This is a genomic window from Comamonas sp. UBA7528, from assembly GCF_002479375.1.
GTDB lineage: Bacteria > Pseudomonadota > Gammaproteobacteria > Burkholderiales > Burkholderiaceae_C > Comamonas.
In genome coordinates this window covers 199,626-222,024 of record NZ_DLMU01000010.1, presented here as the reverse complement: position 1 = coordinate 222,024, position 22,399 = coordinate 199,626, and the positions used below count along the sequence as shown (strand labels likewise).

General features: G+C 65.6%; 20 protein-coding genes. 7 read left to right on the top strand and 13 right to left on the bottom strand.

The window, feature by feature from the left end; all coding sequences use genetic code 11:
* Positions 1-31: 31 nt before the first annotated feature.
* Positions 32-661: an isochorismate family cysteine hydrolase YcaC gene (ycaC, locus tag B3349_RS14000; protein ID WP_066541200.1), complete on the bottom strand. Its 630-nt coding sequence runs from the start codon at positions 659-661 to the stop codon at positions 32-34.
* A gap of 71 nt (positions 662-732) precedes the next feature.
* Positions 733-1,635, bottom strand: a complete 903-nt coding sequence (locus tag B3349_RS13995) for a pirin family protein (protein ID WP_291589543.1) — start codon at positions 1,633-1,635, stop codon at positions 733-735.
* Between the two features lie 134 nt (positions 1,636-1,769).
* On the opposite strand from B3349_RS13995, the gene B3349_RS13990 reads away from it, so the two are divergent.
* Entirely contained in the window at positions 1,770-2,681 is a 912-nt protein-coding gene (locus B3349_RS13990; protein WP_291589540.1) for a LysR family transcriptional regulator, read from the top strand.
* A 71-nt stretch (positions 2,682-2,752) separates the two neighbouring features.
* Here the strand turns inward: B3349_RS13990 and B3349_RS13985 are convergent, their stop codons facing one another.
* Entirely contained in the window at positions 2,753-4,819 is a 2,067-nt protein-coding gene (locus tag B3349_RS13985) for a molybdopterin-containing oxidoreductase family protein (protein WP_291589538.1), read from the bottom strand.
* 571 nt (positions 4,820-5,390) lie between these two features.
* Here B3349_RS13985 and B3349_RS13980 point away from each other — a divergent pair.
* Positions 5,391-6,599, top strand: a complete 1,209-nt coding sequence (locus tag B3349_RS13980) for a M20 aminoacylase family protein (protein WP_291589536.1) — start codon at positions 5,391-5,393, stop codon at positions 6,597-6,599.
* Positions 6,600-6,779: 180 nt separating this feature from the next.
* Positions 6,780-7,034 (top strand): acyl-CoA-binding protein, encoded by a 255-nt coding sequence (locus B3349_RS13975; protein ID WP_066541566.1) that lies wholly within the window; start codon positions 6,780-6,782, stop codon positions 7,032-7,034.
* Between the two features lie 282 nt (positions 7,035-7,316).
* Here B3349_RS13975 and B3349_RS13970 read toward each other — a convergent pair whose 3' ends face one another.
* Together B3349_RS13970 and B3349_RS13965 are read right to left on the bottom strand one after the other, a co-directional pair.
* Entirely contained in the window at positions 7,317-7,610 is a 294-nt protein-coding gene (locus tag B3349_RS13970) for a polyhydroxyalkanoic acid system family protein (RefSeq protein WP_291589533.1), read from the bottom strand.
* Complete coding sequence (locus tag B3349_RS13965; RefSeq protein ID WP_291589531.1) at positions 7,591-8,772, bottom strand: aminopeptidase; 1,182 nt, start codon at positions 8,770-8,772, stop codon at positions 7,591-7,593. Before B3349_RS13965 ends, B3349_RS13970 begins: the two co-directional genes overlap by 20 nt.
* A 67-nt stretch (positions 8,773-8,839) precedes the next feature.
* Here B3349_RS13965 and B3349_RS13960 point away from each other — a divergent pair, with 67 nt between their 5' ends.
* The 3 genes from B3349_RS13960 to B3349_RS13950 all read left to right on the top strand — a co-directional run bounded on the left by B3349_RS13960 (position 8,840) and on the right by B3349_RS13950 (position 11,217).
* Entirely contained in the window at positions 8,840-9,454 is a 615-nt protein-coding gene (locus tag B3349_RS13960) for a hypothetical protein (protein ID WP_066541189.1), read from the top strand.
* 135 nt (positions 9,455-9,589) lie between these two features.
* A complete protein-coding gene (locus B3349_RS13955) occupies positions 9,590-10,855 on the top strand; it encodes a class I SAM-dependent methyltransferase (protein ID WP_291589527.1) in 1,266 nt (421 codons plus the stop codon).
* Between the two features lie 14 nt (positions 10,856-10,869).
* Positions 10,870-11,217, top strand: coding sequence for a DUF1840 domain-containing protein (locus tag B3349_RS13950; RefSeq protein ID WP_291589524.1), 348 nt, complete (start codon positions 10,870-10,872; stop codon positions 11,215-11,217).
* A 119-nt stretch (positions 11,218-11,336) separates the two neighbouring features.
* Here the strand turns inward: B3349_RS13950 and B3349_RS13945 are convergent, their stop codons facing one another.
* The 8 genes from B3349_RS13945 to B3349_RS13910 all read right to left on the bottom strand — a co-directional run bounded on the left by B3349_RS13945 (position 11,337) and on the right by B3349_RS13910 (position 21,261).
* Positions 11,337-12,326 (bottom strand): tripartite tricarboxylate transporter substrate-binding protein, encoded by a 990-nt coding sequence (locus tag B3349_RS13945; RefSeq protein ID WP_291589521.1) that lies wholly within the window; start codon positions 12,324-12,326, stop codon positions 11,337-11,339.
* 390 nt (positions 12,327-12,716) lie between these two features.
* Positions 12,717-13,964 carry a phenylacetate--CoA ligase family protein gene (locus B3349_RS13940; RefSeq protein ID WP_291589520.1) on the bottom strand — a complete coding sequence of 416 codons (1,248 nt, stop codon included), beginning with the start codon at positions 13,962-13,964 and terminating at the stop codon, positions 12,717-12,719.
* Between the two features lie 112 nt (positions 13,965-14,076).
* On the bottom strand, positions 14,077-14,886 hold the full coding sequence (locus B3349_RS13935; protein ID WP_291589518.1) for an ABC transporter ATP-binding protein: 810 nt from the start codon (positions 14,884-14,886) through the stop codon (positions 14,077-14,079).
* Between the two features lie 162 nt (positions 14,887-15,048).
* Entirely contained in the window at positions 15,049-16,371 is a 1,323-nt protein-coding gene (locus B3349_RS13930) for an ABC transporter substrate-binding protein (RefSeq protein ID WP_291589517.1), read from the bottom strand.
* Between the two features lie 83 nt (positions 16,372-16,454).
* Complete coding sequence (locus B3349_RS13925; protein ID WP_291589514.1) at positions 16,455-17,531, bottom strand: branched-chain amino acid ABC transporter permease; 1,077 nt, start codon at positions 17,529-17,531, stop codon at positions 16,455-16,457.
* A gap of 33 nt (positions 17,532-17,564) precedes the next feature.
* Positions 17,565-18,494 carry a branched-chain amino acid ABC transporter permease gene (locus B3349_RS13920; protein ID WP_066541174.1) on the bottom strand — a complete coding sequence of 310 codons (930 nt, stop codon included), beginning with the start codon at positions 18,492-18,494 and terminating at the stop codon, positions 17,565-17,567.
* 25 nt (positions 18,495-18,519) lie between these two features.
* Entirely contained in the window at positions 18,520-19,305 is a 786-nt protein-coding gene (locus B3349_RS13915; protein ID WP_291589512.1) for an ABC transporter ATP-binding protein, read from the bottom strand.
* 21 nt (positions 19,306-19,326) lie between these two features.
* Positions 19,327-21,261 (bottom strand): AMP-dependent synthetase/ligase, encoded by a 1,935-nt coding sequence (locus B3349_RS13910; RefSeq protein WP_291589510.1) that lies wholly within the window; start codon positions 21,259-21,261, stop codon positions 19,327-19,329.
* A gap of 343 nt (positions 21,262-21,604) precedes the next feature.
* On the opposite strand from B3349_RS13910, the gene B3349_RS13905 reads away from it, so the two are divergent.
* Complete coding sequence (locus B3349_RS13905; RefSeq protein ID WP_291589508.1) at positions 21,605-22,396, top strand: Crp/Fnr family transcriptional regulator; 792 nt, start codon at positions 21,605-21,607, stop codon at positions 22,394-22,396.
* The last annotated feature ends 3 nt before the right edge of the window (positions 22,397-22,399 follow it).

The following is a 22,399-nucleotide window of genomic DNA, read 5'->3' as shown; positions in this document are numbered from 1 at the left end:
GGGGGAAGGCCGCCTCGGGTGTGGCCGTGGCTTACTTGCCGGCGGTCAGCGTGGTGTAGCTGTGGATCAGGTTACGGTAGTCGGGGATGTGGTTGCTGAACAGCTGGCCCAGACCCTCGATGTCATTGCGCCAGTCGCGGTGCAGTTCGCAGGCCGCGCCGAACCAGGTCATCAGCTGGGCACCGGCCTGCTCCATGCGGCTCCAGGCGGCCTGCTGGGTCATGCTGTTGAAGGTGCCCGAGGCATCGGCGATGACGAACACCTCGAAACCTTCTTCCAGGGCCGACAGCACCGGGAAGGCCACGCAGACTTCGGTCACCACGCCGGCGATGATCAGCTGCTTCTTGCCGGTGGCCTTGACGGCCTTGACGAAATCTTCGTTGTCCCAGGCGTTGATCTGGCCAGGGCGGGCAATATAAGGAGCGGTGGGGAATTTTTCCTTCAGCTCGGGCACCAGCGGGCCATTGGGGCCGGTTTCAAAGCTGGTGGTCAGGATGGTGGGCAGCTTGAAGTATTCCGCCATGTCAGCCAGGGCCAGGACATTGTTCTTGAACTTGTCCGGGTCGATGTCGCGCACCAGGGACAGCAGGCCGGTCTGGTGGTCCACCAGCAGCACGGCGGCATTGTCTTTGTCGAGGCGAACGTAAGGCTTTTTGCTCATGGGAGTCTCCTTGGGAGCGGGGGGAGGGGAAAGAATCCGGCGGGCGGGCCCGCCGGAGGAAAAATGGATGGTCAGTGGGCCAGGGTGGCGCCAGGGCTGCGTTCGGCCGCAGGCATGCGCCCGAAGCGGCCGTTGCGGAAGTCGTCCAAGGCCTGGTCAATCTCGGCCTCGGTGTTCATCACGAACGGGCCATGGCCGACCACGGGCTCGTCAATGGGCTCACCCGACAGCCACAGCAGCGTGACTTCGTTGTTGGCCTCCAGCTGGACCATATCGTCGGCACGGTCCATGTGCACCAACTGGCCGGCACGCACCACGTCCTGGCCATTGACCATCACCGTGCCGTGCAGCACCACCAAAGCCAGCGTGTGGCCGGGCTGGGCATGCAGCTGCGTGCTGGCACCGGCGTTCAGGCGCACATCCCACACATTGATGGGGGTGAACGTGCGGGCCGGTCCGTGGGCGGCGGCAAAGTCACCGGCAATCACGCGCACCGAGCCGGCACCGTCGGGCAGTGCCACGCGGGGAATGTCGGCGTTCAGCAGGGTCTGGTAGCCGGGGGCGGACAGCTTGTCCCTGGCCGGCAGATTGACCCACAGCTGCACCATCTCGAAGGCGCCGCCCTGTGCGGCATAGGCTTCGGAGTGGTACTCCTCGTGCAGGATGCCCGAGGCGGCCGTCATCCACTGCACATCACCCGGGCCGATGGTGCCGCCGGCGCCGGTGGAGTCGCGGTGGGCGACTTCACCGTCGTAGACGATGGTCACGGTCTCGAAGCCCCGGTGCGGGTGGGTGCCGACGCCGCGGCGGCCGGTGGTGGGCGTGAACTGGTGCGGGCCGGCATGGTCCAGCAGCAGAAACGGGCTGAGGGCGCGGCCGTGGTCGCCGTAGCTGAACAGCGAGCGCACCGGGAAGCCATTGCCCACCCAGTGGGGACGGGGGCCGTCGTATACACCCAGAATCTTCTTCAGCATGGCGCTCTCTCCTTGGTCTGGACCGCGGCAGCTTGGGTCTGCCAGCGGTGCGTTGAACATGGGTGAAGTATGGAATCAGAACGATGTTCGCGGTAGACTGCAAAAAATCACTGCAGCGTTCTATTTTTGAAACGATGAAACTGCCCGACCTCAACGATCTGTACTACTTCGCCCTGGTGGTCGAGCACGGCGGCTTTGCGCCCGCCAGCCGCGCCCTGGGCATCCCCAAATCCAAGCTCAGCCGCCGCATTGCCCAGCTGGAAGAACGCCTGGGCGCCCAGTTGCTGCTGCGCTCCACCCGCAGCTTTGCGGTGACCGAGGTGGGCAAGCGCTACCACGAGCACTGCCGCGCCATGCTGACCGAGGCCGAGGCGGCCGAGGAGTCCGTGGCCATCACCCATGCCGAGCCCTGCGGCGTGGTGCGCATGAGTTGCCCGGTGGCCCTGCTGGCGGCCCAGGTGGGCAAGATGCTGGGGGCGTTCATGGCGCTGCATCCACGCGTGCAGCTGCAGGTGGACGAAACCAACCGCCGCGTGGATGTGGTGGCCGAAGGGCTGGACCTGGCCATCCGCGTGCGCCCGCCCCCGCTGCAGGACAGCGATCTGGTGCTGCGCACCCTGGCCGAGCGGCGCCAGTGCCTGGTGGCCAGCCCGGCACTGCTGGCGCAGTGCGGCCAGGCCGCAGGCCCCATGGACTTATCGCACTGGCCCAGCCTGGAGATGGGGCTGCCCCAGGAGACCCACCGCTGGGTGCTGTTGGGGCCGGGGGGAGAGCGCGCCGAGGTGCGCCACCAGCCCCGGCTGGTGACCCAGTCCATGCTGGCGCTGCGCGATGCGGCCTTGCAGGGCGCGGGCGTGGTGCAGCTGCCCCGCATGTTCATCCAGGCCGAGCTGGACAGCGGCGCCCTGGTGCAGGTGCTGCCGGGCTGGGCCCCGCGTGTGGAAATCATCCACGCTGTCTATGCCTCGCGCCGGGGTCAGTTGCCGGCGGTGCGGGCACTGCTGGATTTTCTGGTGCAGCAGTTCCAGACGATGGGAGAGGACTGAGGCCGCTGCCCCAGCCCGCAGGCGCTTTGGCAACGTGAATGCCCCGAAGCACCCGTGCCCGCTGCGGTGCGTTACGCCAGCCGCTCGACCTGCACGGCACAGTCGTAGAAGCAGGGCGCGCGGCCGATGTCGGTCAGTTGCTGGTGCGTCAGCTCGTTCACATTCGTGCCGTTGGCGCCGTGCTTGCGCCACCACAGGCCCAACCCCACCACCACGCCGGCACGGGCGCGGCCGTTCAGGCTGGCATGGCAGACATGTTCGCCCCTGGCGTTGAAGACGCGCAGGGCATCGCCGTCGGCAATGCCGCGCGTGGCGGCATCCTCCGGATGCAGCTCCAGCAGCGGGCGTTCTTCCATGCGCTGCAGGCTGGCCACGTTCGCAAAGCTGCTGTTCAGAAAATTGCGTGCCGGGGGCGAGATCATGGCCAGCGGGTAGGCGGCGGTCGGTGTCTCGTAGTTGGGCAGGTAGTCCGGCAGGGTGTTGATGCCCCGCTGGGCCAGCAGCGGGTTGTCGAACTCGCACTTGCCGGACGGCGTGGCAAAGCCGCCTTCGGCAAACGGTGCATCGGCCAGCGGAATGCGGGCAAAGCCGTGCTGCAGCAGGGCGTCAAAATCCACCGTGGTCTGGGCGACGGCAGCACGGCACAGCGCTTCGTCGGATGCCTGGAAGTGCGGGGCCGAAAAGGCCGGGTCGAGCGCGGCCATGTGCGCGGCCAGGGCGCTGAAAATCTGCGCATTGCTGCGTGCCTGGCCTTCGGGGGCAATGGCCGGACGGTTCAGCAGCACATCGGTGTGGCCGTAGCTGCCGTGGATGTCCCAGTGCTCCAGCTGCGTGGTGGCGGGCAGCACATAGTCGGCATGGTCGGCGGTGTCGGTCAGGAAATGCTCCAGCACCACGGTGAACAGGTCCTCGCGGGCAAAACCGGCGGCTACCTTGGCCGACTCCGGGGCCACGGCCACGGGGTTGCTGTTGTAGACCACCACGGCCTCGACCTGGGGCCCCCAGTGTGCGTCTCCGGTGTGCAGCAGCACATCGCCGATGGTGCTCATGTTCAGCGTGCGCGGACGGCGGTCACCCAGCAGCTGCGGCAGCTGCAGCGCCGCCTTGTTGAAGGGGGACACGCCCGAGCTGGACAGCAGCAGGCCACCGGCACGGTGGCGCCAGGCGCCGACCAGGGCCGGCAGGCAGGCGATGGCGCGCACGGCGTTGCCACCCCCGCGCGCGCGCTGCATGCCGTAGTTCAGACGGATGGCGGCGGGCCGGGTGGTACCGTAGGCGCGGGCCAGTTCCGTGATCTGCGCTTCCTGCAGGCCGCAGACGGCGGCAGCGCGTGCGGGCGGCCATTCCAGGGCCCGGGCCTTCAGCGCATCCCAGCCCAGGGTGTGCCGGGCGATGTAGTCGTGGTCCAGCCAGTCGTTGCGGATCAGCTCGTGCATCAGCGCCAGGGCCAGCGCGGCATCGGTGCCGGGCAGCAGCTGGAGGTGCTCATGGCATTTGTCGGCCGTCTCGCTCTTGCGCGGGTCGATGCAGACCAGCCTGGCGCCGTTGCGCTTGGCCTCCTGGGCATAGCGCCAGAAGTGCAGGCTGCTGGTGATGGCGTTGCTGCCCCAGATCAGGATCAGTTGGCTTTCGGCAAAGAACTCCACCCGCATGCCCAGCTTGCCGCCGTAGGTGGCGGTCAGGGCCTCGCTGCCGGCGCTGGCGCAGATGGTGCGGTCCAGCAGACTGGCGCCCAGCTGGTGGAAGAAACGCCGGTCCATGCTTTCGCCTTGTACCTGGCCCATGGTGCCGGCGTAGCTGTACGGCAGGATGGCTTCGGGGTTGTGCTGCGCAATCGTGTGCAGGCGCCGGGCGATGTCGCCCAGGGCCTCGTCCCAACTGACCGGGGTGAACTGGCCGCTGCCTTTGGGGCCGCTGCGCTTGAGCGGCTGGAGGACCCGGTCCGCGTGGTAGGTGCGCTCCGTGTACTTGCTGACCTTGGCGCAGAGCACGCCGCCGGTGTGCGGATGGTCCGCGTTGCCCTGCACGCGCGTGGCCACACCGTCGATCACGGTGGTGCGCAGCGAGCAGGTGTCCGGGCAGTCGTGGGGGCAGGCGCCGGTGACGGTAGTGACAGCGGAGTCGGGGAGAGCAGACATGGCGGTGGCTGAAGTCGTGGGGGAGGAGGCTCGGCAGGCCAGTGCGGGCTTGGCATGCACACGGTTTTGCGCATTTCACCACGTCCTGCGCCGGCCGCAGTGCATATGCATATCTGCTGCGGTGCAGCAGGTTGGCGCGGTGCTCGGCGGTTCCCGTCGTGGCCGGCTGCCGGCAGCAGGTCCCGGCCCTTGGTTTCGGCCTGGGCTGCGATCCGCCGGTGCTCGCCATCGATGGTGCAGGGCCATCGGTGCAGGCATGGGCACCGGCCGGGTCGGAAGAGGGTGATACTGTGCAGCAGCGGAGGCTGTTCCTCCGCAGGGGAGCGAGACCATGGGCAAGGCCATGCGCATTCTGGCGCTGCTGGGCGTGCTGGCGGCGGCCTATTTCGCGTACCGCTACGGCGTGCGCTGACGGTTGCACGGTGCACGATGGCATGAAATATGCACGCAGCGCGCGCAGGGTGAATGGGTGCTGCTATGCTTTTTGTCGCAGGCCCTGCCCGCTGTGCGGGTGGCAGGCCCTGGCTGTGTGCCAGTGCTGCCCGCCCTGGATTTTTGGAAAGACCGCTGTATGTCCCTGACCGCATTCCTGGCCGACCAGGCCCCCCAGATCACCGCCATCCGCCGTGACCTCCACGCCCACCCCGAGCTGTGCTTCGAAGAAGTGCGTACCGCCGATGTGGTGGCGGCCACGCTGACGGAGTGGGGCATTCCCGTGCACCGCGGCCTGGGCACGACCGGGGTGGTTGGCATCCTGCACGGCAAGGACGGAGGCACCAACGGCAAGGCGATTGGCCTGCGCGCCGACATGGATGCCCTGCCCATGCAGGAGTTCAACACCTTTGCCCACGCCAGCCAGCATGCCGGCAAGATGCACGCCTGCGGCCATGACGGCCACACCGCCATGCTGCTGGCGGCGGCCCAATACCTGGCAGCCCACCGCGACAGCCTGGACGGCACGGTGTACCTGATCTTCCAGCCGGCCGAAGAGGGCGGTGGCGGCGCGCGCGAGATGGTCAAGGACGGGCTGTTCACCCAGTTCCCGATGCAGGCCGTGTTCGGCATGCACAACTGGCCCGGCATGCGCGAAGGCACGATGGCGGTGGGCCCCGGCCCGGCCATGGCGTCCAGCAATGAATTCAAGATCGTGGTGCGCGGCAAGGGCGGGCATGCCGCCATGCCGCACATGGTGCTGGACCCGGTGCCGGTGGCGGCGCAGATCATCACCGCGCTGCAGACCATCGTCAGCCGCAACGTCAAGCCCATCGAGGCGGGCGTGGTGTCGGTCACCATGGTGCACGCCGGCGAGGCCACCAATGTGGTGCCCGACAGCGTGGAACTGCAGGGCACGGTGCGCACTTTCACGCTGGAGGTGCTGGACCTGATCGAGCGCCGCATGGAAGAGGTGGTGCGCGGCACCTGCGCTGCCCATGGCGTGCAGTGCACGTTCGAGTTTGTGCGCAACTACCCGCCGACCATCAACACCGCACCCGAGGCCGACTTCGCCCGCCGTGTCATGGCCCAGGTGGTGGGCGAGGCCAATGCCCTGCCCCAGGAGCCTTCCATGGGCGCGGAGGACTTTGCCTTCATGCTGCTGGAAAAGCCCGGCGCCTACTGCTTCATTGCCAATGGCGACGGCGACCACCGCGCCCTGGGCCATGGCGGCGGCCCGTGCACCCTGCACAACCCCAGCTACGACTTCAACGATGCGCTGATCCCGCGCGGTGCGGCGTTCTGGGTGCTGCTGGCCCAGCAGTGGCTGGAGCAGCCCACACGCTGAGCGCTTGCGTTGCCCGCAGGCGCAGGCTGCCCATCCGCCCTGGCGGTGGGCGGCCCTGCGGGGCGGCGGCGTATGCCTCCTAGGGTAAAGCCGGATATGCTGGATGCGAACGATCGTGCTTTTTAAGCCAGTTTGTCGCTACACTGCAGGTATTCCATGACCCGCGAGGAGATGCCTTCCATGTCCGATCTGAACGCCACGTTCGAAGCCGCCGTTGCCAATTCCAAGACCCTGAGCGAGCGTCCCGACAACGCCACGCTGCTGAAGATCTACGCGCTGTACAAGCAGGCCACCGAAGGCGACAACGAGGCCAAGAAGCCCAGCTTCTCCGACATGGTGGGCCGCGCCAAGTGGGATGCCTGGGAAAAGCTCAAGGACACTTCGCTGGACGATGCCAAGCAGCAGTACATCGATCTGATCGAATCGCTGCGCTGAGCCTCTGCGTTTCTGCACCGCACACACAGCTTCAAGGTAGGCGGCCCGCCCGGGCCGCTTTTTTTATGGCCGCCACAAGGGGGGGCGGCGGGGTGGTGTGCGGGTGGCTGCACCGGCATCGGTGACCCAGGCCTCACTGCATGCGGGCAGCGAGGACCGGCAAGCCTGGATGACCCCAGAGCCCCTGCGGCGTTGAAAGGGCCTGCGGTGCAGGCCATGGTGCGGGTGTCCGGCCAGCCGCCGCGTGGTATGGCGGCACGGCGGCAGTGGCCCCGGCATCGCTCAGGCCGCGGCGGCCATGTCGTCGAACTGGGCGCGGAGCTTGGCTTCGATCTGGTCCTTGAACATGGCGGCCAGAAAGCCCAGCGAGGCGCGCAGCTGCAGCGCATCGGCGCTCACCTGCAGCTGGCCGTCAATGCCGTTGCCGCTGAAATGCAGCACATCGTGCTCGGCCCCTTCCTCGTAGCGGCATTCCACGCCGAACTTGGCCTGGGCCTTGTCGGCCCACAGACGGGCGTGCTGGCGGGCGGTGGGCAGGCCCAGGGTGTGGGTGCGGTCAATCTGGATGTCGGACACAGTCGGGATGCGGTGAAGTGGGGGGAAGCGCGGCGCACAGCGCCGCCTGGCGTTGCGCCGCCGGCAGCCGGGCAAGCGCGCGCACGGCATCATAAAAGCGCGGCCAATCCCCGCCGGCCTGCTGGTGCATGGATACGAAGGCCGGCACCCAGTCTTCGTAGGCGCCCAGTGCGGCAAAGCTGGCATTGTTGGCCTGGGCCACCCAGGCATCGGTCAGTGCCCAGGGATCGGTGGGCGTGGTCACGGCCGGTGCCGCAGCGGCGCGCTGGGCCAGCACGGCCTGCCATTCCTGTTGCCAGCCCGCACGCAGCCGGGCGTAGCGTTGGTGAAAGTCCGCCAGCACCGCCTGCTTGCGTGCCGCAAGTGTGCCGGCCGACCAGGGGGAGCGGGCGTGTTCGGCATAGAGTTCCGCCAGGGCGGCACGGGTGCTGCGCGTCAGTTCGCGCCACTCCTGGCGGCGCAGTTCGGCCGCCGCAAAGGCGGCCTGGAGCGCCGGAGAGGCCTGCGTGGTCAGCCACTGCTGCGTGCCCAGGCGCTGCACGGCGGTGGCGAAGGATTCGTTGAAGGCCGTGTCGTTCTGCACATACAGCAGCTGGTGGGCCAGCTCGTGGAAGACCAGTCCGGCCAGCTCGGGCTCGCTCCAGCGGATGAAGGTGTTCAGCAGCGGATCCCCGCCCAGCCAGTTGAACCAGCCCAGCGTGGAATAGGCGGGCACGCCATAGACATGCACTTCCAGCCCCTGCTGGCGCAGCCGGGCGGCGTGTTGCTGGGCATCGGCTTCGGCAAAGTAGCCGCGGTAGCCCACGCAGCCCAGCACCGGGTAGCACCAGCGGTGCAGTTCCAGCGCATCGACGGGTGCGGCCACCACGTTCCACACCGCGCTGTTGCGGCCCAGATCGGCGTAGCGGCGGTAGCTGGCATTGTCGGGCAGGGCCAGTTGCTGGCTGGCAAAGCTGCGGATCTGCTGTGTGCGCAGCAGGCGCTGGCGCAGGGCATCGGGCAACTGCGGGTCTTGCGCGGCCTCGGCCACCGGGCGGGCAGCGGCCAGCATCCGCACCTGGCCGGCCGCTGCCTGCCAGTAGTAGCCCAGCGGGCTCTGGGCGGCACAGCCTGTCAGCAGCAGTGCCGCAGCCAGGCTGGCGCCACTGCGCCGCCAGGGCATCGTGCGGCAGGGTCGGTCCGGGCTGACTACACTCTCAGCTTTGTTGCTTTGCGTATGGCGCACTCTGATGGATTGGTTCACGCTGTTTTTGGTGGTTTCGGTAGCTTTGTACCTGCTCAAGGTGCAGGAGCAAAGGCAGCGGGTTTTGCTGCTGGCCTCGTTTCTGGGCGGCACGCAGATTGAGAAGCTGCTGGGCACCTTGATGGACGGCTATCTGCGTGCCGCCGGAGAGCAGGATCCGCAGCGCCAGGCCCAGGTCTGGGCCGTCCTGGCGCAGAACGAAGAGAAGCTGGTGGGCCAGTTCCAGCGCTTTGCCGACGATTTTGCCCAGGTGCCGGACAACCGGGCCCGGGTCAGCACCCTGCCGCTGGCCTTGCCCTATTTCGACCGCATTGTGCCGGCGGCGTCCTTTGACATGCGCGAGGCGCTGCAACTGCACGCCCAGGCCATCCGCGCCGCCTGTGGCGACGAGAGCATGACGCCGCAGCAGCGCAAGGAACGCGCCTTCACCATGACGGCCGAGCTGATGCTGATGCAGCACACCTGCCACTGGTTCTGCAAGTCGCGCACCGTGGCGTCGGTGCGGCTGATGGCCCGCCACAAGAGCAGCTACGAACAGGTGTTGCAGTCTGTGGCACCCCAAACCTTGTACGCTTACAAAAAGTTGCTTAAAACTGCATAAACTGCAGAATGGGTGCGGCCTGTGCTGCGCCCGCACCCGCCAAGGCTGCGCGCCCGGAAATGTGCGCCTGCGCAGCACGGCCGGGTCGGACATTTGCCATTGACGCACTGCAAGGCGTGCGAAGAATGGAGCGCCATGAAAGTCATGCTCTCCCAGCTGGAGGCGCGTCTGGCCTCACTCTCCACCCCTGTCCTTGTACAGCTGCCTGCCGGGCAGTGGATCGGACCGGAAGATGCTCCCGTGCGCCTGCGGGTGCGCTCGGCCCTGGCCCTGCCGTTCCTGACCGATGGGCAGATCGGTTCGCTGGGCACGGCGATCGTGGAAGGCCAGGTCGACGTGGAGGGCACCATGCGCGACGTGATGGATGCAGCAGCCGGCCTGCTGGACGGGGAGGACCCCCTCAAGCCGCAGCCCGGGCGCTGGACCAGTGCGGTCGGCAAGATGCGCTCCATGGCCATGCACACGCTGGTGCGGGATGCACAGCAGATCGAGTTCCACTACGACCTGTCGGATGACTTCTACGCGCTGTGGCTGGACCCGCGCCGGGTCTATTCCTGCGCCTACTACCGCGAACCCGGGATGACGCTGGCCCAGGCCCAGGAGGCCAAGCTGGACCATATCTGCCGCAAGCTGCAGCTGCAGCCGGGCGAGCGCTTTCTGGACATCGGCGCGGGCTGGGGCGGGCTGCTGCTGTGGGCTGCCGAGCATTACGGGGTGGAGGCGCATGGCATCACGCTGTCGCGCAACCAGTACAACCATGTGCAGCAGCTGATTGCGCAGAAAGGCCTGCAGGGCCGGGTGCACGTGGAGCTGTGCGATTACCGCCAGAAGTCCGCTGCGGACCCGTTCGACAAGGTGGCGTCGGTGGGCATGTTCGAGCATGTGGGCCGGGCCAACATGCCGGAGTATTTCCAGACCGTGAAAAAACTGCTGCGGCCCGGCGGCATGGCCCTGATCCACGGGATCACGGCCGGCGGGGTGGACAACCACGAACTGGGCGCCGGCATGGGCGAGTTCATCAGCCGCTACATCTTTCCCGGCGGGGAGCTGCTGCATGTGAGCACCGTGCTGCACGACATGGCCGGCAGCGGCCTGGAGATGGTGGACACCGAAAACCTGCGGCCGCACTATGCGCGCACGCTCTGGTCCTGGTCGGACGCGCTCGAAGCGCAGCTGGCGCAGGCCGCGCAGATCCTGCAGCAGCAGGTGGCGCCCGAGCGTGCGGACAAGGCCTTGCGTGCCTACCGCCTGTATCTGGCGGGGTGCGCCATGGGGTTCGAGCGTGGCTGGATGGCTCTGTACCAGATGCTGGTCATCCATCCGGATGGTGATTTGCGTCAAGGCAAGCTGCCTGGCGCACAATCGGCTTACCCTTTCCAGCGAGACTATATGTACCGATAAAAGGAGCAAGCACCATGGCCTATAAATTCAAATCCCGCGCAACCGCCGACCTCACCATGCTGGATGCCCCCGGCAAACAGATTCTGCTGGTCCTGGGCAAGACGCCCGGCGAGCCAGGCATCGTGACCGTGGAACAGATCCCCGGCGCCATCACCGCACTGGAAACTGCGGTGGTGGAAGATGAAAAACGCCGCAAGGCCCTGGAGGAAGAGGTTCAGAACGGCAACCCCAAGGCCGGCGAAGCCCTGGCCAAGCTCAGTGATGAGCTGGGGGCCGTCAGCCTGCGACAGCGTGTCAAGCCGCTGGTGGACATGTTCCGTGCCAGTGCCCAGGAGGGCAAGGATGTGACCTGGGAGCGTTGATCCGGGTCTGCCCCGCCTGTGCACCCGTATGCGCAGGCCATAAAAAACGGTGCCAGAGGCACCGTTTTTTATGGGGGAAGGGGTCACAAGCCTGCGAAGGCAGGCCTGCTAGGCCCGGCTCAGTCTGCGAACTGGCCGGCGGCCTTGATGACCTTGCCCCAGGCGTCGATTTCCGACTTCACGAATTCCTTGTGGCCGGTACGCTCCACGCGGTTGTCGGTCGCCACGATGGCTCCCAGGCCTTCTTGCTTCTGGATGAAGGTGGGGTCCTTCAGGGCGGCCTTCAGCGCCGTGTTGATCTGGGCCATGACCGCCTCAGGCGTGCCCTTGGGAGCGTACAGACCGTGCCAGACGGTGACGTTGAAGCCCTTCACACCCGATTCGTTCAGGGTGGGCAGGTGCTTCAGAGCCGGGGTCTTCAGGCGTTCCTTGGTGGTGACGGCGTAGCCCTTGACCTTCTTGGCTTCGATCTGCGAGCTGGTGTTGGTCGTCTGGTCGCACATCAGGTCGATGGTGCCGCCCATCAGGTCGGTGATGGCAGGCGCCGCGCCCTTGTAGGCCACGGTGGTCATCTGCACGTTCACGGCGCTCTGGAACATCAGGCCGCACAGGTGGCCTGCCGAACCCAGACCGGAGTGGCCCAGATTGACCTTTTCCTTGTTGGCATTGATCCACTTGCTCAGTTCGGCGTAGTTGGAGGCTTCCAGCGTGGGACGACCCACCACGGTCATGGGCACGTCGTTGACGATACCCAGGTACTCGAAGTCGTTGAGCACGTTGAACGACAGCTTGCGGTACAGCGAGGGGATGGTGGCCATGCCGATGTGGTTCAGCAGCAGGGTGTAGCCATCGGGCTGGGCACGGGCCACCTTGGCGGCGCCGATGGTGCTGCCGGCGCCGGCAGCGTTCTCGATCACCACCGTGGCGCCACCCAGGGGCTTGCGCAGGGCTTCGGCCAGATCGCGGGCGACACGGTCGGTCGGGCCACCGGCCGCAAAGGGCACCACGATGGTGATGTTCTTGCCAGCGGCAGGGAAGGCTTGGGCGTGGGCACCGCAAGCGGCAGCGGCGGCAACGGCCAAAGTGGCCAGACGGATGGTGTTTTTCATTGACTCAACTCCTACGAAAACAAGGGCGCCATGGTGTCTAACATCTGCCGTAATCGGCCTAGTACTAACCCGAGCGGTTGGGGGCCCAGTTTGAAGAACTACAAGCCGTTACACATTGCGGTGCAAGCCTTGGATGCTCCTTTTTTTGAAGTCAAGAAATTGGAAGAAACCAGGGGGGAGCACCACCGTGCGTCAGCAAGTTGTCAACAACTGTCGCATTTGCGTCAGCGGTGGCCGGGTGTTGATCTGGGGCATTGCGCGGTGGCCGTCGCGGCGCACGGATTGGGGGCAGAGCACGGCCTGTATGGCCTTGGGGGCCAGGGATAGGCATAAAAAAACAGCATGGAGCCCGCCTGCGGGCGGTTTCCATGCTGCCGGGCGGACTGGGGCTCAGCGGTAGCTGCGCGCGTCCTCGATCACTTTGCCGTCATTGGGCAGGCTGCCGGGCGGCAGCAGCTGCACATCGCCGCGCAGCTTGGTTACGTCACGGATGGCGTCGCCAATCAGCCGGGCCAGGCCTTCGGCGGTTTCGGTGGTCTCCACCTGCAGCGCCATCTGGTCGTTGGCCATCTCGCCGCTGACCACCAGGCGCGCTTTCAGAATCTGCGGGAAGCGCTTGGCCACCTCGGCCACCTGGGCGGGGTGCACGAACATGCCGCGCACCTTGGTGGTCTGGTCGGCACGGCCCAGCCAGCCCTTGATGCGGGTGGCGGTGCGGCCGGTGGGGCAGTGGCCGGGCAGCACGGCCGACAGGTCGCCCGTGCCGAAGCGGATCAGCGGGTAATCGGTGTTCAGCGTGGTGATCACCAGCTCGCCCACTTCGCCTTCGGCCACCGGGTCGCCGGTGCCGGGGCGCACGATTTCCACGATCACCCCTTCGTCCAGCACCAGGCCTTCGCGGGCGCTGGTTTCATAGGCGATCAGCCCCAGATCGGCCGTGGCATAGGCCTGGTAGGCGGCCACACCCCGCTCGGCCAGCCAGTCGCGCAGCGAGGGCGGGAAGGCCTCGCCGCTGACCAGGGCCTTGGTCAGCGTGGGCAGCGGCACCGCCTGTTCGGCAGCTTTTTCCAGGATGATCTTCAGAAAGCTGGGCGTGCCGATGTAGCCGGCCGGACGCAGCTCGGCCATGGCCTGCACCTGCTGCTCGGTCTGGCCGGTACCGCCGGGGAAGACGGTGCAGCCCAGGGCATGGGCACCGGTCTCCATCATCGAGCCGGCGGGCACGAAGTGGTAGGAGAAGCAGTTGTGGATCAGCTCACCGGGGCGAAAGCCCGCCGCGTAGATGGCGCGGGCCATGCGCCAGTAGTCGCCACGCGTACCTTCGGGCTCATAGATGGGGCCGGGGCTGCTGAACACGCGGGGCATCTGCCGACCGAAGCCGTGCGTGGCAAAGCCGCCGAAAGGGCTGTGGGCGAGGTGGTCGCGTTGCCGCTGCAGCAGCTCGTACTTGCGGGTCACGGGCAGCTGGGCCAGCGCTGTGCGGCTGGTGATGCGGCTGGCATCCACGCCGGCCAGGATCTGCGCAAAGGCCGGGGAATGCTGCTGGGCCTGGGCAATCTGCGTGGGCAGCCGGGCCAGCAGATCGGCCTCGCGCTCGGCGGGGCTGCGGGTTTCCAGGGCGTCGTAGAACGAACTCATGTCAGGGCTCCTGCATGCGGAAAGAAGTTTTCAGAAAAAAACAGGCTCTACCGCCGACAGCAGGCGCGGTAGCAGCGGTGGATGCAGCCGCGGTGCCAGGCACCGCTGCGGATCAGGCCAGCCAGCGCTTGCGGCGCTTGTAGCTCTTGGCGTCCTTGAAGCTCTTGCGCTGGTCGCCGCCCACGCCCAGGTAGAACTCCTTGACGTCTTCGTTGCTGGCCAGGTCGCTGGCCGAGCCGTCCATGACGATGCGGCCGCTTTCCATGATGTAGCCGTAGTCGGCGTACTTCAGCGCCATGTTGGTGTTCTGTTCGGCCAGCAGGAAGGTTGTGCCTTCCTTGGTGTTCAGGTCCTTGACGATGTTGAACACCTCTTCCACGATCTGCGGCGCCAGGCCCATGGAGGGCTCATCCAGCAGCACGATGTTGGGGTTGCTCATGATGGCGCGGCCAATGGCGCACATTTGCTGCTCCCCTCCCGAGGTGTAGGCCGCCTGGCTGGTGCGGCGCGTCTTGAGGCGCGGGAAGTAGTTGTAGACCTTCTCCAGGTTGGCCGCGATCTCGCCCTTGTCGGTGCGGGTGTAGCTGCCCGTCATCAGGTTTTCTTCGATTGTCAGGTGGGCAAAGCAGTGGCGGCCTTCCATCACCTGCACCACACCGCGCTGGACCAGATCGGCGGGCGACAGGTTCTGGATCTGTTCGCCACGCAGCTCGATGGAGCCCTTGGTGACCTCGCCACGTTCCCCCTTGAGCAGGTTGGAGATCGCCCGCAGCGTGGTGGTCTTGCCTGCGCCGTTGCCGCCGAGCAGGGCGACGATGCCCTTTTCCGGCAGCTGCAGCGAGACGCCTTTGAGCACCAGGATGACGTGGTTGTAGATGACTTCAATGCCGTTGACATTGAGGACGATGTTCTTGGGTTCCATGTGCGTGCCTTTCAACCAATCGGCAGGCCTGCATGCCGCCGGAATGTGTGGAGCGTGCAGGACTGTCGGCTGGGCACTGCCGTGCGGAGGCGGGCAGTGCCGGTGCGCAAGCGCGGGCGGCAGCGGCATGCAGCACGGGGCCACATGCCGGGCCGGATGCCCTTACTTGCAGTCAGCCGCGGCGCGGCGGGTGTGCTTCTTCTCGGCCAGGTACTTGTCGCCCTGTTCCTTGATCAGCGGCTCGATCACTGCGTCGTCGGACTGGTACCAGTCGGAGCCCATGTTCCACTTCTTGCCGTCCCAGGTGTGGATGCGGGCCGAGGTGGAACCCATGTGGTCGGCGCAACTGGTCTTCAGCGGGCGCATCACCTGGTCAAAGCCCAGTTCCTTCAGGCGGGCTTCGGTCAGGTTCAGGTTCTCATAACCCCAGCGCACCTGCTCGCCGGTCATGGGCTTGCCCTTGCCGAACTTCTCCTGTGCCGTGCGGATGGCTTCCACCGTCAGCATGGAAATGATCATGCCGCGGGTGTAGAGCACGGAGCCGACTTCGTCGCGCGGGCCGGTGCCGGCCTTCTTGTCGTGCACATGCTTGAGCACGTCCTGGGCCACCTTGGTGCCTTGGCCGTAGCCGTTCAGAGCCAGGGTCTGGTAGCCCTTGGCGCCTTCGCCCACGTCGCGGACATCGGGTTCGGCACCGGCCCACCACACGCCATACAGCTTGTCACGCGGGAAACCGGTGGCCTGGGCTTCCTTCAGCGCGGTGGAGTTCATCACGCCCCAGCCCCACAGCAGGGCATAGTCCGGACGGCTCTGGCGCAGTTGCAGCCAGGTGGCCTTCTGTTCCACGCCCGGGGCGGTCACGGGCAGCAGCTGCAGCTCGAAACCATGCATCTTGGCGCGCTGCTGCAGCACGGGGATGGGTTCCTTGCCGAAGGGGCTGTCGTGGTAGATCAGCGCGATCTTCTTGCCCTTGAGCTTATCCAGTCCGCCGGCCTTCTTGCCGATATGCTGGATCAGGATGTCGGCGCCGGTCCAGTAGCTGCCCATGAAGGGGAAGTTCCACTGGAAGGCATTGCCGTCCTTGGCGATGGACAGACCGTAGCCCAGCGTGATCAGCGGGATCTTGTCCACGGGCGCTTTTTCGGTCAGCGCAAAAGTGATGCCGGTGGCCTGGGGGTCGAAGGCCGCGACATTGGGCTTGCTCTTCAGGCGTTCGTAGCATTCCACGCCGCGGTCGGTGGCGTAGCCGGTTTCGCATTCTTCGTAGGTGAGCTTCACGCCATTGATGCCGCCATCGCGCTCGTTGATCAGCTTCAGGTAGTCCTGCTTGCCGTTGGCCCATGGAATGCCGTTGGGGGCGTAGGCGCCGGTGCGGTAGGACAGCAGGGGGATGAACTGCTCATTGGCCTGGGCCGATGCGCTGCCGGCAAAACCGGCGCCTGCTGCAACCAGGGTGGCCGCCAGGGCCAGACGGGTGAACTTCATGGTTTGTCTCCTTGATTGGAATCGATCTAACGTCACCGAAAGCGCGCTGTGCGCGCACACACACCTTGCAAACTCAATCCGCATCAATGCGGGAAAGGCCAGACACGCATCTTTTGCTTGCCAATCGACCACAGCTTGGCCAGACCATGGGGTTCCACGATCAGGAACCACACGATCAGGCCGCCGAAGATGATGAATTCCGCATGCGACACACCGGCCGTGGAGATTTCGAAGCCGAGCAGACCGGCCACGGCGGGCAGCAGCAGGCTCAGGAAGATGGGCAGCACCACGATGAAGGCCGCACCGAAGAAGCTGCCCATGATGGAGCCCAGGCCGCCGATGATCACCATGAACAGCAGCTTGAAGGACACGTCCACCGAGAAGGCCGCAGGCTCCCAGGCACCCAGGTGCACAAAGGCCCACAGCGCGCCGGCCACGCCGATGATGAAGGAGCTGACGGCAAAGGCGCTGAGCTTGGCGTACATGGGGCGGATGCCGATCACGCTGGCGGCCACGTCCATGTCGCGAATAGCCATCCATTCGCGCCCGATGGCGCCGCGCACCAGGTTCTTGGCCAGCAGCGCGATCACCACCAGCACCGCCAGGCAGAAGATGTACTTGGAGGTGGCCGATTCGATGGGCATGCCGAACACCTGCAGATTGCTCACCGACACCGAACCCGATGGCGAATCGTTGGTGAACCACTTGATGCGCAGGAACATCCAGTCGCTGAAGAACTGCGCCGCCAGCGTGGCCACGGCCAGGTACAGGCCCTTGACCCGCAGGCTGGGCAGGCCGAACAGGATGCCGAAGAAGGTCGCGCACAGGCCGCCCAGGATCAGCGCCGGAATCAGCGGCATGCCGGGAATGCGTACGATGAAGTTGTAGGCGCCGTAGGCACCCACGGCCATGAAGGCGCCCGATCCCAGCGAGATCTGGCCGCAGTAGCCCACCAGGATGTTCACGCCCAGTGCGGCCAGCGACATGATGACCAGGGGAATCAGGATGGCGCGGTAGAAGTAGTCCGATGCAAACATCGGCACCACCAGGAAGGCTGCGGCGATCAGCAGCAGAATCGCCACCTTGTCCTGGCGGATGGTGAAGATCTGCTGGTCCGCCCGGTAGCTGGTCTTGAACTGACCGTTCTCACGATAGAACATGTGTGTCTCCTAATTGTTCTTGGGATGGACCGGTCAGACGCGGTCGATGATCTTCTCGCCGAACAATCCCTGCGGACGGAACAGCAGGAACACCAGGGCCAGCACATAGGCAAACCAGATTTCGATACCGCCGCCCACATAGGGGCCCAGGTAGACCTCGGACAGCTTTTCGCCCACGCCGATGATCAGGCCGCCGATGATGGCGCCGGGGACCGAGGTCAGGCCGCCCAGGATGACCACGGGCAGCGCACGCAGCGCCACCGTGGTCAGCGTGAACTGCACTCCCAGCTTGGAGCCCCAGATCATCCCGGCCACCAGGGCCACGATGCCGGCCACACACCACACGATCACCCAGATGCGGTTCAGCGGAATGCCGATGGACTGGGCGGCCTGGTGGTCGTCGGCCACGGCGCGCAGGGCCCGGCCGGTGCTGGTTTTCTGGAAAAAGACCGACAGGGCAGCCACCAGACAGGCGGCGATCACGGCAGCGATCACGTCTTCCTGGTTGACCATCACGCCGCCGTCGAACACCGAATCCAGCAGGAACACCGGGTCCTTCGGCATGCCGATGTCGATTTTGTAGATCTCGCTGCCAAACAGCGTCTGGCCCACCCCTTCCATGAAGTAGGTGATGCCCAGCGTCGCCATCAGCAGGGTGGCGGCATCCTGGTTCACCAGGTGGCGCAGTACCAGGCGTTCGATGACCCAGGCGCAGACGAACATGATCGCGGCGGCGATGATGAAGGCGGCGACGTTGGAGACGATCTTGTTCTCGATGCCGGTCCACTGCGGAATCCATTCCGCAAAGCGCGCCATCGCCAGCGCGGCGAACAGCACCATCGCGCCCTGGGCGAAGTTGAAGACGCCCGAGGCCTTGAAGATCAGCACGAAGCCGAGTGCCACCAGGGCGTAGAGCATGCCGGCCATCAGGCCGCCAAACAGGGTTTCCAGAAAGAATGCCATTGCGGGTCTCCCGTGTTCCGTGGTGTCAGTGGCTGGTGCCCAGATAGGCACGGATCACGTCTTCGTTGCTGCGCACTTCGTCGGGGGCGCCGTCACCGATCTTCTTGCCGTAGTCCAGCACCACCACGCGGTCGGAGATGTCCATCACCACCCCCATGTCGTGCTCGATCAGAACGATGGTGGTACCGAACTCGTCGTTCACGTCCAGGATGAAGCGGCACATGTCCTGCTTCTCTTCCACGTTCATGCCGGCCATGGGCTCGTCCAGCAGCAGCACCTGCGGCTCCATGGCCAGGGCGCGTCCCAGGTCCACGCGCTTTTGCAGGCCGTAGGGAAGCTGGCCCACCGGTGTCTTGCGGTAGGCCTGGATTTCCAGGAAGTCGATGATGTGTTCGACGAATTCGCGGTGGGCGATTTCTTCCTTCTCGGCCGGGCCGATGCGCAGCGCCTGCATCAGCAGATTGCTTTTGATCTTCAGGTTGCGGCCGGTCATGATGTTGTCGATCACGCTCATGCCCTTGAACAGTGCCAGGTTCTGGAAGGTGCGGGCCACGCCCATTTCGGCGACCTGGCGGCTGTTCATGTGGTCGAACTTCTGGCCCCGGAAGGTGATGGAGCCTTCCGACGGGGTGTAGACGCCGTTGATGCAGTTGAGCATGGAGCTCTTGCCGGCGCCGTTGGGGCCGATGATGGAGCGGATCTCGTGCTCGCGCACGTTGAACGAGATGTCCGTCAGGGCCTTCACGCCACCGAAGCGCAGGCTGATGTTTTGGATGTCCAGGATGACATCGCCGATCTTTTTGTCTGTCATGGCTGCTTGCCTCGTTGCGGGTCAGGCGGCGGCGCGTGCGGCCGGGTAGGTCTTGACATCCAGGATCTGGAGCGTGGCGCTGACGCTGCCGGTGCGCCCGTCCTCGAACTTGACCAGGGTCTCGATGAACTGCTCCTTCTTGCCGCCATACAGCGCATCCACCAGCACGCCGTATTTGTCGGCGATGAAGTTGCGGCGGACCTTGCGGGTGCGGGTCAGTTCGTCATCGTCCGGGTCCAGCTCCTTGTGCAGCACCAGGAAGCGCGCGATCTGGGTGTCGGCCATGCCGGGCTCGGTGGCCAGATCGGCATTGACCTGGCCCAGGCATTCGGCCACCAGCTCCAGCACCTTGGGCTTGGAAGCGAGGTCCACATAGCCGCCGTAGGGGATGTTCTGGCGCTCGGCCCAGTTGCCCACGGCCTCGTAGTCGATGTTGATGAAGGCACAGACTTCGTCGCGGGCATTGCCGAAGCACACGGCTTCCTTGATGTGCGAGAAGAACTTGAGCTTGTTCTCGATGTAGTTGGGCGCAAACATGGCACCGCTGTTCATCTTGCCCACATCCTTGGCGCGGTCGATGATGCGCAGGTGGCCGTCGGCATCCAGCACGCCGGCGTCGCCGGTGTGGAAGTAGCCGTTGTCATCGATCACCTCGGCGGTGGCATCGGGGCGCTTGTAGTACTCCTTGAGCACCGACACGCCCTTGACCAGCACCTCGCCGTTGTCGGCGATCTTCAGCTCGATGCCGGGAGCGGCCTGGCCGACGGTGTTCAGCTTGACATGGCCGTTCTTCTGGATGCAGACATAGGCGCAGGTCTCGGTCTGGCCATACAGCTGCTTGAGGTTGATGCCGATGGAGCGGAAGAAGCGGAACAGGTCCGGCCCGATGGCCGCGCCGGCCGTGTACGCCACGCGGATGCGCGACAGGCCCATCACATTGCGCAGCGGCCCGTAGATCAGCAGATCGCCCAGCTTGTACTTGATGCGGTCCAGCGCGCTCACGGGCTTGCCGTCCAGGATGTCGGCGCCCACCCGCTTGGCCAGCTGCATGCATTTTTCATACAGCCACTGCTTGCTCTTGGCAGCATCTTCCATGCGGATGGAGACCGAGGTCAGCATGCCTTCGAACACCCGGGGCGGGGCAAAGTAATAGGTGGGGCCCACCTCGCGCAGGTCGATATTCACCGTGCTGCCGGACTCCGGGCAGTTGATGGTGAAGCCCGCCACCATCCACTGCGCCAGCGAGAACAGGTGGTCGCCCACCCAGGCCGGAGGCAGGTAGGACATCACATTGTCCGCAGGGTTCAGACCGTCGACTTCCACCGCGCCGCGGGCCGAGCCGATGAAGCTGCTGTGCGTCTGGCACACGCCCTTGGGTTTGCCGGTGGTGCCCGAGGTGTAGAGGATCACCGAGACGTCGGAGGCCTTCACCTGCTGCACCATGCTGTCCCAGACCCCGGGATGGGCCTGGTCCCAGGCGCGGCCCCGCTCCATCAGCTGTGCGGTGCTGATCAGGCCGGGCTGGTCGTACTTGCGCAGACCGCGGGGGTCGTCATAGATGATGTGGCGGATGCTGGGTACGGTCTCGCGCACTTCCAGCAGCTTGTCCACCTGTTCCTGGTTCTCGGCAAAGGCGAATGCCACTTCCGCATCCTGCATGACGAAGGACATTTCCTGGGCGACCGCGTCCTGGTAGAGCGGAATGGGGACGCCGCCGATGCTTTGCACGGCCACAAAGCCCATGTACAGGTGGGGGCGGTTGTCGCTGATGAACGCCAGGTTCTGGCCCTTGGCCAGGCCCAGGTCGGCCAGACCGCAGGCCAGGGCGCGCACATCGCGAGCGACTTCGCCCCAGGTCCAGGTTTGCCAGATGCCGTACTCTTTCTCACGCAGGGCGGGCGCGTCGGGGCGCTCGGCGGCGTGCTTCAGGAGCAGATGCGGGAATGTGTTGCTCATTCCGGGTCCTCACAGGATGCTGGTTTCAGGCCGTTCCACCGGGCGCAAGCCCCATGGAGTGGTGGTGTTGCAGCGATGGTAGGAAGCGGTTTGACGCCGGGTTGTCTTTGCAACGACTTTCCGGGGGAAACTCCTTATCGGGAAAACACGCGCCGTCTGTCGGACGATCGCTGAAGTGCAGGCATACCGCCTTGCGCCACGTCACAGAGTCTGGGCCAGGGGCGTAAATTTGTCGCCCGGAAGGCTGCTTTTGCACATTTGTCTGCCATGGGGCAAAGCCTGCTTACAAGCCTGGGGAAAACCCAATATTTTTGTAAGCACAGATCGGGAGATGCTTGCAGCCATGAGTTCGCCACCGTCCCTCCACCAACGCCGCCGCCCCCCCTTGCCCCATGAACTGGACGAGATCCCCTGGTTGCGCCTGCTCCAGTCGCCCGAGCGCGAGCGGGCCATTGCCGATCTGCAGGTGGGCGAGGCAGAGGCCGGCGAGCTGATCTGCGCCGTCGGTCGCCCGGTCACCTACTGGTTCGGCCTGGTCGAAGGCCTGCTGAAGATGAGCGCCGACAACGCACAAGGCATGACCATGACGTTCACCGGCGTCCCCCCCGGTGGCTGGTTCGGCGAAGGCACGGCCCTCAAGCGCGAACCCTACCGGTACAACATCCAGGCCCTGCGCAAAAGCGTGGTGGCGGGCCTGCCCGTGGACACCTTCCACTGGCTGCTGGACCACTCCATCGGTTTCAACCGCTTTGTGATGAACCAGCTCAACGAGCGGCTGGGTCAGTTCATTGCGGCGCGGGAGATCGATCGCCTGAACAACCCCGAGGTGCGGGTGGCGCGCAGTCTGGCCGCGCTGTTCAACCCTGTGCTGTACCCGGGCGTGGGGGTGGTGCTGCGCATCACCCAGCAGGAACTGGCCTATCTGGTGGGCCTGTCGCGCCAGCGTGTCAACGAGGCGCTGGCGGCGCTGGAGGCCGAAGGCGTGATCCAGGTAGAGTACGGCGGGCTGCGGGTGCTGGACCTGACGGGCCTGCGCAGCCGGGTGTTCGAGCCCGGCTGCGCGGCAAAGCCCCGTGCTGCCGAGGTGCACAAGAGCCAGTCGAACGGCGGGGAATCGGCAGTGGCGCGACAATAGCGC